Raw genomic sequence first — 11,073 nt, 5'->3', positions numbered from 1 at the left:
GACGGCGGGGTGGTCGAGGTGCTCGGATCGGCGACGGCAGGTGCGTCGCTGATCGAGGCCTGGGTGACTACGAGCGCCCCACCGGCGAGGACCACCGCTGCGGCAGCACCGGCCAGGAGGCCACCGCGACGACGGGCGCGGTGGGCGCCACGGCGGCGGCCCGACGTGACGACCGGCGTGACGACCGGCGCGACGACCGGCACCGCCCGGGTGTGGGCCACGCTGTCCACGACGGACACGGCCGGGACCGGCAGCTCGAGACGGAGGGCGACGTCGACGGCACTCGGCCGCTCGGTCGGGTCCATGTCGGTCATGGCAGCAATCAGGCTGGGCCATCCCGTGGGCAGCGAGGTCGGGATGAGCGGTGCCACGCTGAGCCGGGCGACGGCTGACTCGATAGGCGAGCCCGGGTAGGCGCGGACAGCAGTGAGAGCCTCGCGGAGCACCAGTCCGAGTGCGTAGACGTCGCCGGCCCCGGTGACCTTCTCCCCACGCACCTGCTCAGGCGAGAGGTAGGCCGCGGTGCCGATCGTGTGACCGCTGAGCGTCATCGCGGCTGTGCTGTCGGCGAGCTTGGCGATGCCGAAGTCGGTGAGCTTGGCCGTGCCGTCGGCAGCGATCAAGATGTTGCCGGGCTTGACGTCGCGGTGCACGACACCGCTCGCGTGGGCGTGCGCCAGCGCGGAGGCGATGTCGCGCCCGACGCGGGTGACGGTCTCGAGGTCGACCTGAGTCTGACCCATCACCTCACCGAGGGTCGGCCCCTCGACGAGCTCCAGCACGATCCAGGGCCGGTCGTCCGCGACGCCCGCGTCGAGCAGCCGCACGATGTGCGGGTGCTCGAGGGCGGCGAGCAGTCGCGCCTCGTCGGCGAAGCGGGCGGCGTCGTCCGAGCTCGCGTCGCGCAGCATCTTCACCGCCACTGCGCGATCGAGGAGACGGTCATGAGCGCGATGGACGTCGGCCACCCCGCCTCGGCCGATGAGGTCATCGACCTCGTATCGGTCGTTGAGGAGCGTGGGGGCTGACGTCATGAGTGAAGAGTCCTGGGGGATAGACAGAAGGAATCAACTTCACTATGGCTGAGGTAGTAGAAAATGCCACCACCCGACCGGGGGAGTCAGCGGGTGACCAGCTGGTCCGCGAGCTCATGAGAGGGCTCGCCGTCCGCCTGCTCGGTGTCGGGCGCGGTCGGCACGACCACTACCGGTGTGTCGGCGTGCTCGAGCACCCCGGTGGACACCGAGCGGTAGAGGACTTGGTGCAGCCTGCTCGTCGGGTGGTGCCCGACGACCACGAGAGCTGCGTCCGCCGCGGCCTCGATGACCTGTTCCGGGCTGACGAAGTGGGCTAGCTCGGTGGTGACCTCGACGTCGGGGTAGCGCTCACCCAGCCCGGCGGTCACCTCGGAGAGCAGGCGCTCGCCCTCCGCGAAGAGCTGGTGGTCGATGTCGAAGGCAGTCCAGAGCAGGTGGGTCACATGCAGCGAGCGCCCGGTCTCCGACGCCGCTCGCACGGCGTGCTCCAGCACGGGCAGGGACGCCGCGGTGCCATCGACGAGGACCAGGACCGAGCTGCCGGCGACCTCGCCCGGGCGGACGACCACGACCGGGCAGCTGGCCTGTCGGGTGACCGCGACGCTGACCGAGCCGAGCACGAGGCTGAGCAGTGGTCCGCGTCCGCGCGAACCCACGACCAGCGTGTGGGCGTGACGGCCGGCCACGACGAGGCCGAGCCTCGGGTCGAGCACGTCGGCGACCTCGACGATGTCGAGCTGCGGCTGACGCGCCGCTGCCCGCTCGCGAGCAGCCGCGGTGTGGCTGCGTCCGAGCGCCAGGATCGCGTTGTCGGCGGCGACCGGGTCCATCAGGACGGCGCCGTACCCGCCGGCCAACCACGGGGTGGGCGGTGAGGCGGTGTGCACGACGGTCAAGGTGCGCTGCTGACGGGCTGCCTCGTCGGCGGCCCAGTCGAGCGCGCGGTCGGAGCCGTCGGAGCCGTCCACGCCGACGACGACGCTGTCGCGGGGAATGTCGCTGAGCAGAAGAGTGGTGGTCATGGCTCCACCCTCGTCGATGAGTCAGCGCACAACCACGGTCCACGGGCCCGACTTCTCAGGACCAAGGTCCCGACGCGTCCACTCCGCAAGCGGCCCCGAGGCCTTACGGTGCTTGGGTGAGCGAGATCGAGCAGCAGGCATCGGACGGCGACGCAGGCGCGCCCCGGGCCTCGGGGCCGATCCGGGTGTTCCTCCTCGACGACCACGAGGTCGTCCGGCGCGGGCTGCGCGACCTCCTCGAGGCCGAGGACGACCTCGAGGTGGTCGGGGAGTCAGGCCTTGCGCAGGAGGCCGCGCGGCGGATCCCGGCGCTGCGACCTGACGTCGCGATCCTGGACGGGCGCCTGCCCGACGGGTCCGGCATCGACGTGTGTCGCGAGGTGCGCTCGCGCGAGCCGGGCACCCGCGTGCTGATCCTGACGTCGTTCGACGACGACGACGCCGTCTTCGCCGCCATCATGGCCGGAGCCTCCGGCTACGTCCTCAAGCAGGTGCGGGGCACCGACCTGGTCGACGCCGTACGACGGGTCGCCGCGGGCCAGTCGCTGCTCGACCCGGAGGTCACTGCCCGGGTGCTCGAGCGCGTGCGTTCGGGGCCGCCGGTCAACGAGGAGCTCGAGCGGCTCACCGCCCAGGAGCAGCGCATCCTCGCGCTGATCGGACAAGGTCTGACGAACCGCGAGATCGCCGCGCAGATGTCGTTGGCCGAGAAGACCATCAAGAACTACGTCACCACGTTGCTCGCCAAGCTCGGGCTCAGCAGCCGCACGCAGGCAGCGCTGTTCGTGGCGAAGCACCCGAGCGACGGCTGAGCCACCGGACCGAGGAGCCGCATGCCTGAGACCGAGGACGAGCCCACGGGCCCGCTCGACGCGACCGATCTCGACGACCTGCTGCGTGAGGTGGCCAGCCGCGTCGAGGGCGTGCTCGACGAGAAGGAACGGCTCGGTCTCCTCCTCGATGCCGTGGTGACCCTGGCCGCCGACCTGACGCTGGACAGCGTGCTCGCGCGGATCGTGGAGGTCGCGGGTGCCCTCGTCGACGCGCGCTACGCCGCTCTCGGGGTGCTCGGTGGGCGCGGAGGCCCCCGGCTACGGACCTTCATCCACCACGGCATCGCCGCGGACGTCGCAGTCGAGATCGGCGAGCTGCCGCGTGGGCACGGGCTTCTCGGACAGATCATCGACCGGCCCCAGCCGCTGCGGCTGCACGACCTCGCCGAGCACGCGAGCTCGGTCGGCTTCCCCGACCACCACCCGAGCATGAGCTCGTTCCTCGGGGTGCCGGTGCGGATCCGCGACAAGGTCTTCGGAAACCTCTATCTCACCGAGAAGATGGGCCCCGGCGACTTCACGTCGCAGGACGAGGCGATCGTGGTGGCCCTTGCCGCAGCAGCAGGCGTCGTGATCGAGAACGCTCGGCTCTACGAGGAGGCGCAGCGTCGCGAGCAGTGGCTGGGCGCCACCGCCGAGATCACAGGCCGGATCGCCGGATCGCTGAGCCCTGACGATGCGCTCGACGGCCTCGCGGAGCACGCCCGGCAGGTCAGCGGTGCCGACACGAGCTGGATCTTCGAGGTCCCGGTGCAGGTCTCGGGTGACGGCCCCGTGGTGCCACGAGCCCTGTCGGGGCTGGCGCGTGAGCTGAAGGGGGTCGACCTCGAGTCGGCGGCCGAGGGGCCTTTGGTTGCTGAGGAGCAACTGCTGCTGTCGGTGTCCGTGCGAGCCGATCGCTCGTTGGCCCTCGTGCTGGGCTGGGAGGCCGGGCGGATCGAGTCGTTCCACGAGGTCGACCCCGCGTGGCTGGAGAGCTTTGCCGAGCAGGCCGGACTGGCGCTGGAGGTGGCACAGGCGCGGGAGGCGAGTCAGCGCCTGGCGGTGCTCGAGGATCGCGACCGCATCGCTCGCGACCTGCACGACCTGGTGATCCAGCGACTCTTCGGCGTCTGCCTCGGGCTGGAGAGCACCTCGCGTCGTACGAAGGACGGCGAGGCCGCCGAACGCCTGACGAGCGCCGTCGACGACCTCGACGCCACGATCAAGGACATCCGCCGCACCATCTTCGAGCTCGGCGCCGTGCAGGCCGCCACCGACATCCAGTCGGAGGTGACCCGCGTGGTCGACCGCGCCCGGCGGGCCCTGGGCTTCCGCCCCGACCTGACCTTCGAGGGCCCGGTGCGCACGATGATCGGTGACGGCGTGGCCCCCGATCTGCTCGCGGTGCTGGGAGAGGCGTTGTCGAACGCCGCGCGGCACGCGGGCGCGACCTCGCTCCAGGTGGTGCTGACAGCCGGGGAGGCAACCGTGCTCACGGTGACCGACAACGGCTGCGGGCCTGGCGAGGGAGCCGTCGAGAGCGGCCTGGCCAACCTGCGTCACCGCGCCGAGGCCCGGGGAGGCTCGTTCGAGATCGGTGCCGGCGTGGACGGTGGCACCCGCCTGGTGTGGTCGGTCCCGCGCACCTAGCCTGACCTAGGCTGGCGGCGTGGCTGACTCGAAGATCATGAACCGTCGCGACCTCGACTTCCTGCTCTACGAGTGGCTCGACGTGGAGGGGCTCGTGAGTCGGGAGCGCTACTGCGAGCACGACCGCGAGACCTTCGACGGTGTGCTCGACCTGAGTGCCCAGCTCGCCGAGGACCACTTCGCGCCGCTCAACCGGCTCGCCGACACCGACGAGCCCTACGTCGGCGACGACGGCCGTGTCGTGCAGCCCGCCGAGGTGAAGCGGGCCCTCGAGGCCTACACCGCCTCCGGGCTCCCCACGAGCGTCTTCGACGCGGCCCTGGGCGGCATGCAGCTGCCCTTCGTCGTCCACCAGGCGGCATCGACGTACCTCCAGGCGGCGAGCATCGGCGCCTTCGCCTACCCGTTCCTGGCCGAGGGCAATGCCAGCCTGCTGGTCGCTCACGGTACTCCCGAGCAGATCGCGACCTACGCCGAGCCGGTCATCGCCGGTCGGTGGTACGGCACGATGGCGCTCTCGGAGCCGCAGGCCGGCTCGTCGTTGGGCGACATCAAGACCCGCGCGGAGCGTCAGGACGACGGCACCTACCGCCTCACCGGCACCAAGATGTGGATCTCCGGTGGCGACCACGAGCTCACCGAGAACATCGTGCACCTCGTGCTGGCCCGCACGCCCGACGCTCGCCCCGGCACCGCGGGCATCTCCCTCTTCATCGTGCCCAAGCACCTCGTCGAGGCCGACGGCAGCCTGGGGGAGCGCAACGACGTCGCCCTGGTCGGGCTCAACCACAAGATGGGCTACCGAGCGACCACCAACACCCTGCTCAACTTCGGCGAGGGCTTTGCGACCCCGGGCGGACGCTCCGGGGCGGTCGGCCACCTCGTGGGCGAGGAAGGTCGTGGCCTCAGCGCGATGTTCCACATGATGAACGAGGCCCGCGTGAGCGTCGGCGCCGGCGCGATGGCGCTCGGCTACACCGGCTACCTGCACGCCCTCGACTACGCCCGCAACCGCGACCAGGGCCGTCCGCTGGGAGCCAAGGACCCGGCCTCGTCGCCGGTGGCGATCACCACGCACCCCGACGTACGACGGATGCTGCTGGCTCAGAAGTCGTACGTCGAGGGCGGACTGGCGCTGATCCTCTTCTGCGCCCACCTGGTCGACGAGTCACGCACCCACCCCGACGCCGAGGCCGCGAAGGAGGCCGGACGGCTGCTCGGCCTGCTCACGCCGATCGCGAAGTCGTGGCCGTCGCAGTGGTGCCTGGCCGCCAATGACCTGGCGATCCAGGTGCACGGGGGCTACGGCTACACCCGCGACTACGCCGTCGAGCAGCTCTACCGCGACAACCGGCTCAACCCGATCCACGAAGGCACCTTCGGGATCCAGGCGCTCGACCTCCTCGGTCGCAAGGTCGTCGAGGGAGGCGGCGTGGCGCTGGGCGTGCTCGGGGCTCGCATCCAGGCGACCACGGCGGCCGCGGCTGCGGCCGGCGGGGCAGCGGCGACGTACGCCGTCGCGCTGGAATCGGCCTGGGACGACGTCGTCCGGGTGACCGGGGTGCTGTGGGAGAAGGGCGACCCCGATCTCGCGCTCGCCAACGCCGCGCTCTACCTCGAGGCCGTCGGCCACGTCGTGGTCGCCTGGCTGTGGCTCGAGCAGCTGGTGACCGTGGGGGAGCAGCAGGGGCGCTTCTACGACGGCAAGCGCGCCGCGGCCCGCTACTTCTTCGCCTTCGAGCTGCCGACGATTGCGCCGAGGCTGGCGCTGCTGGAGTCGCTCGACACCATGACCCTTGACCTCGATCCCGACGTCCTCTGACCCCGGGGCCGGGTAGGACGGGGTCCTAAGACAAGTGTTTGACGGCGCTCCGGCGCTGTGTGAATGTTCGGTGCGTCACATCACCTCCACCAGCACAGGGGCACGCTCATGGGTCAGCTCGACGGCAAGATCGCGATCATCACGGGTGCTGCGTCAGGCATCGGCGCGGCAACCGCCGCTCGGTTCACGGCGGAGGGGGCGACGGTCGTGCGGCTCGACGTCACTCAGGCCGAGGGGGTCGTGGTCGTCGACGTGCGCGACGAGGCGGCGGTCAAGGCGGCATTCGCCGACGTGCGCGACCAGCACGGGCGGATCGACGTCCTGGTCAACGCCGCCGGTGTCGCCGGCGGAGGTCCGGTGCACATGGTCGAGGGCGACGAGTGGGACCGCGTGGTCGACATCAACCTCAAGGGCACGTTCTTCACCAGCAAGGCCGCGATCACGCTGATGCTCGAGCAGGAGCCGAACGCCATCGGGCAGCGAGGCTCGATCGTCAACATCGCCAGCGTCGAGGGCGTGGAGGGCACCGAGGGCGGCAGCGCCTACAACGCGTCCAAGGGCGGCGTCGTCATCCTCACCAAGAACCTCGCGATCGACTACGGCCGCCGCGGGATCCGAGCCAACGTCGTGTGCCCCGGCTTCATCGACACCCCGATGATGGACGGCGTCTTCGGTCTCGACGGGATGGCCGACATCCGCAAGTCCTTCATCGACGCCCATGCGCTGGGCCGGTGCGGCGAGGCCCCCGAGATTGCGGCCGCCATCTCGTTCCTCGCCTCCGACGACGCCTCCTTCGTCACCGGCAGCACGATGCTGGTCGACGGTGGCTACACCGCCGGGCGCCAGCACGGGATCGTCGGGATGCTCGGCCTCGGCTCCGACTGAGCTGTCCGGCGGTCGGCGTGCGTCGACGATCAGTGCGGTACGCAGATGACAGCGGGCTAACTCGCTCTCCATTCGTGCCCAGGGGCGGAGGGGCTGGCCTGTAGGCCGGGTTCTGTCCCGCTCCGTGAGGAGCGAGGGCGACCATCCATCTACGGCTGCCGTTACCGACAGCCTCCAGCGATCTACCCGTGCACTCGGGCGAGCAGCCCTCCAGGTCGAAACCGACGTGCACTGTCTGATCTTGCTTCGGGCGGGGTTTGCCGAGCCACGCCGGTCACCCGGCGTGCTGGTGGTCTCTTACTCCACCGTTTCACCCTTACCGCTCCGATCGTGAGACCGGAGTGGCGGTCTGTTCTCTGTGGCACTGTCCCGCGGGTTGCCCCGGGTGGGTGTTACCCACCGCCCTGCTCTGCGAAGCCCGGACCTTCCTCGGTGCACCGATCACTCGGCACAACGCGGTCGCCCGGCCAGCCCATCCGCTCGAGCAGGATAGCCCGTCCGCGCCAGTTACATGCCCGGGGTCTTCGCGGGCTCGGGCTCGAGGTCGATCGCGGCCGGGAGCGTGACGACGGCGATCAGCGTGGTGAGCGGGACGGCGAGCACCAGGCCGATGCTGGTGGCGAGGGTGCGCACGACCTCCTGGCCGATCTCCTCGGTGGCGAGCAGGTCGAGGAAGGGCCGGTCGTAGAGCGACAGCAGCAGCAGCACGGTGAGCGCGGTGCCGGCGTAGGCGAAGACGATCGTGTAGATCGTGGAGGCGATGTGGTCGCGGCCGATGCGCATGCCGCTCACGAAGACCCGACGTCGCGAGATGGTCGGCGCGGCGCCGCGGATCTCCCAGACCGCCGAGGCCTGGGTGATGGTGACGTCGTTGAGCACGCCCAGCCCGGCGATGATGATCGCGCAGGTCAGCAGCCCCTGGAAGGACAGGTCGCCGCCGAGGGTGCTGAGGATCCGGTCGCCGTCGTCGGTGACGCCGGTCAGCCGCGAATCACCCACCGACAGGTAGCCGATCGCGGCGGTCAGGGCGATCCCCACCAGGGTGCCGGCCAGGGCCGCGCTCGTGCGGAGCGACCACCCGTGCGTCGTGTAGAGGACGACGTACATGATCGCCGAGGAGCCCACGATCCCCACCAGCGGACCGTTCTCGCCCGAGAGCAGGGCCGGCAGCATGAAGGACACGAAGACGGCCCCCGCGAACGCGAGGCCGATCAGCGCGAAGACACCGCGCCACCGCGCCACGGCGACCACGACCACCACGAAGATGCCGAGGAGCAGGGCGATCGGCGGCGTCCGGACGGTGCCGAAGTAGCTGTAGCTCGGCTCCTGCTGGTCCTGGGCCGGCACGAGGATGAGCTTGACGGTGTCACCGGCGGTGAGACCGGCCTCCAGGACGTCCGGGGGCACTCCGATGGTGACCTCCTCGTCGGCGCTCTCGCCCTCGGCGACGCGCACGGTGATGCGCCCGCAGCCCTGGTCCTCCGAGAGGGAGGCGCAGGGCTCCTGGACCTCGACGACGTCGGCCGAGGGGAAGGTGACCCCGGGAGCGGCAAAGCTCACCGACTCCGAGAGCTCGTCGACCTTCGAGGTGTCCGGCCAGAGCGTGACGACACCGGCGACGGTGAGGACGAAGAAGACTCCCAGGGCGGCCAGCAGGACGAGCCGCGGACGTCGTTCGACGGTGACCGGGACGGCGTCCTCGGCCGCCCGGTGTGCGTGTGAGCCTCCCACCTGCGTGCTAGGCCAGCCGCACGATCGCGACGTCGGCTTCCAGGCGCGACGTCCCGACCCCGGAGTAGATGCCGCTGATGGGCTTCACGTCGAGGTAGTCCCTGCCGTAGGCGACGGAGATGTAGCGGTCGTCCGGCTCCACGTTGTTGGCCGGGTCGAAGCCGTGCCAGCCGTCGTCCCACCACTCGACCCAGGCATGGGCGGAGGTATGCACGGTCTCCCCGATGACCGGGTCGGCGTCGGGATGGAAGTAGCCGGAGACGTAGCGGGCCGGGATGCCGACGGCGCGCAGGCCGCCGATGACGAGATGCACCATGTCCTGGCACACGCCGGCGCGCTGCTGCCAGGCCGCTGCGGCGAGGCCGCCGGCCTGGGTGGCTCCAGGAACGAACTCGACCTCGTCGTGCACCATCGCGCACAGGTCGCGCGCTGCCTCTCCGGGCAGCTCGTAGTCGGCCGCGACCTGCTTGGCGCGCTGCTCGAAGTCGGGGGCGGCCAGCACTATCTCGGGGGTGGAGAGGAACTCGGTCCACCGGTCGGCGACCTCGCGCTCGCCCAGCTGCTCCCAGGTGAGGGACGGCGGGGGAGCGGGGGGTCGGTTGGTCTGCACGGTCGACGTCGCGCTGACCGTCATCGCCTCGTGCGGGTCGACGACCTCGAAGGCCGTGACGTGGGTGCCGAAGTAGTCGCGGTACTCGAAGGTCCACGGCTTGGGGCTGACCTCGACCCGGCTGTGCACGACGATCTGGTCGGTCGTGGTCACCGGGGTCAGTCGCGCCTGGTTGTAGGAGGCGACGGCCTTGCCGTCGTAGTCGTAGGTCGTCGTGTGGTCGACGCGCAGCTGCATGCTCATGCGGGGGTCCCTCCCATGCCGTGCCAGGCCAGTGCTTCGGAGCCGGCGAAGAACCGGCGGGTGACGGCCTCGGTGGCCAGGGCACACGTGCGCTGGAGCCGCTCCATCTCGCTCGGGAGGTCGGCCACCACGTCGGAGAGCGAGCGGTACTCCAGCTCGGCGCGCGTGCGGCCGAGGAGACGCTGGGCGTCGTTCTGGAAGCCGGCGCGCTGCCCGGACGACTCGAGGTTGTCGAGGCACAGCTCGGCCCGGTTGAGCGAGAAGACCACCGAGCGGGGGAAGAGCCGGTCGAGCAGCAGGAACTCAGCCGCCGCACGCTCGGTCTCCTGGCCGCGGTAGGTGCGCAGGAAGGCCTCGTAGGCTCCGCACGCGCGCAGCGTGCTGGCCCACTGGACCGACGTACCGGCGGTCATGGAGGCTGTCGCGACCAGACGAGAGGTCATGTCGGCACGCTCGACGCAGCGGCCGAGCATCAAGAACTGCCAGCCCTCGTCACGCGTCATCGTGGCGTCGGCGGTGCCGTTGATGAGAGCGGCTCGCTCGCGCACCCACTGGAAGATCCCTGGGGCGCGTCGGGCGCCGAACTGGCCCGAGACGATTTCGCGGTTGGCCGTGTTGATGACCTCCCACAACGGCACCGAGAGCGTCTCGCGGGCCCGCCGCGCGCTCTCGCGGGCACCACCGATGGCGGCCGCGATCGAGACCGGGGAGGTCGGGTCGTAGGCCAGGGTGTTGAGGACGTAGGCGAGGTCGACGTGCTCAGGGGGGTCCTCGACCCCCATGATCGAGAGCAGCCCGTGGCAGATCTCGTCGGAGTCGAGCGTGGGGTCCTCCAGCAGCATCTGCGTCTGGACGTCGAGGATGCGCGCGGTGTCCTCGGCCCGCTCGACGTAGCGGCCGATCCAGAACATCGACTCCGCGATCCGGCTCAGCATGAGCGTCCTCCTCGAGCAGTACGACGAGTGGCGAGCGCCTGCTGCTGCTGCTCGGCCTGCTCGTGCATGGACGTGATCGCCGGTCCCGCCGGCGCGGGCTGGCCGCCCGTGGGGGTCGCGGACGGCGGTGGGGTGGTCGGCGCCTCGGGCTCCGGCTCGGGCTCCGGCTCGGCCGAGACCGGCTCGGCGACGTCTGCGCCGTCGTGCTCGGCCAGCTCGTCCTCCAGGACGGTCGGCTCCGGCAGCGGCTCGGCCACCGGCTCGACCGGGGTGGTCGGCCCGGCCAGCACCCAGGTGTCCTTGGAGCCGCCGCCACGAGAGGA

At 70.8% G+C, this 11,073-nt stretch carries 9 protein-coding genes, 1 other RNA gene and 1 pseudogene; 4 read left to right on the top strand and 7 right to left on the bottom strand.

Translation table 11 applies throughout. The annotated features are described in order from the left end of the window. Together VOI19_RS06080 and VOI19_RS06075 are read right to left on the bottom strand one after the other, a co-directional pair. Positions 1–1,034 (bottom strand): serine/threonine-protein kinase (locus VOI19_RS06080; protein WP_323792062.1); only part of this gene is annotated, 1,034 nt, incomplete at its 3' end. 86 nt (positions 1,035–1,120) lie between these two features. Next, on the bottom strand, positions 1,121–2,059 hold the full coding sequence (locus VOI19_RS06075; RefSeq protein ID WP_323792061.1) for a universal stress protein: 939 nt from the start codon (positions 2,057–2,059) through the stop codon (positions 1,121–1,123). Between the two features lie 125 nt (positions 2,060–2,184). Here VOI19_RS06075 and VOI19_RS06070 point away from each other — a divergent pair, with 125 nt between their 5' ends. The 4 genes from VOI19_RS06070 to VOI19_RS06055 all read left to right on the top strand — a co-directional run bounded on the left by VOI19_RS06070 (position 2,185) and on the right by VOI19_RS06055 (position 7,231). Beyond that, positions 2,185–2,871 (top strand): response regulator transcription factor, encoded by a 687-nt coding sequence (locus tag VOI19_RS06070; protein ID WP_323792063.1) that lies wholly within the window; start codon positions 2,185–2,187, stop codon positions 2,869–2,871. A 21-nt stretch (positions 2,872–2,892) separates the two neighbouring features. Continuing rightward, on the top strand, positions 2,893–4,524 hold the full coding sequence (locus VOI19_RS06065; protein WP_323792060.1) for a GAF domain-containing sensor histidine kinase: 1,632 nt from the start codon (positions 2,893–2,895) through the stop codon (positions 4,522–4,524). A 19-nt stretch (positions 4,525–4,543) separates the two neighbouring features. Next, the gene (locus VOI19_RS06060) at positions 4,544–6,346 is read left to right on the top strand and encodes an acyl-CoA dehydrogenase (RefSeq protein WP_323792059.1); all 1,803 of its coding nucleotides are present in this window, start codon (positions 4,544–4,546) and stop codon (positions 6,344–6,346) included. Between the two features lie 108 nt (positions 6,347–6,454). After that, on the top strand, positions 6,455–7,231 hold the full coding sequence (locus VOI19_RS06055) for an SDR family NAD(P)-dependent oxidoreductase (RefSeq protein ID WP_323792058.1): 777 nt from the start codon (positions 6,455–6,457) through the stop codon (positions 7,229–7,231). An 85-nt stretch (positions 7,232–7,316) separates the two neighbouring features. On the opposite strand, the gene rnpB is transcribed toward VOI19_RS06055, so the two are convergent. The 5 genes and pseudogenes from rnpB to VOI19_RS06030 all read right to left on the bottom strand — a co-directional run. After that, an RNA gene (rnpB, locus tag VOI19_RS06050) (RNase P RNA component class A) lies at positions 7,317–7,706 on the bottom strand. A gap of 32 nt (positions 7,707–7,738) precedes the next feature. Further along, entirely contained in the window at positions 7,739–8,962 is a 1,224-nt protein-coding gene (locus tag VOI19_RS06045) for a YibE/F family protein (protein ID WP_323792057.1), read from the bottom strand. A gap of 7 nt (positions 8,963–8,969) precedes the next feature. Then, positions 8,970–9,815 carry a transglutaminase family protein gene (locus VOI19_RS06040; protein WP_323792056.1) on the bottom strand — a complete coding sequence of 282 codons (846 nt, stop codon included), beginning with the start codon at positions 9,813–9,815 and terminating at the stop codon, positions 8,970–8,972. Next, entirely contained in the window at positions 9,812–10,750 is a 939-nt protein-coding gene (locus VOI19_RS06035) for an alpha-E domain-containing protein (RefSeq protein ID WP_323792054.1), read from the bottom strand. The genes VOI19_RS06040 and VOI19_RS06035 overlap by 4 nt, the downstream gene beginning before the upstream one ends. Then, a pseudogene (locus VOI19_RS06030) lies at positions 10,744–11,073 on the bottom strand (hypothetical protein); the annotation flags it as partial. The pseudogene VOI19_RS06030 and the gene VOI19_RS06035, both read right to left, overlap by 7 nt.

This window comes from Nocardioides sp. (assembly GCF_034670285.1).
Lineage (GTDB): Bacteria > Actinomycetota > Actinomycetes > Propionibacteriales > Nocardioidaceae > Nocardioides.
The sequence above is the reverse complement of the archived record's forward strand: the minus strand, read 5'-3'. Positions and strand labels throughout refer to the sequence as shown.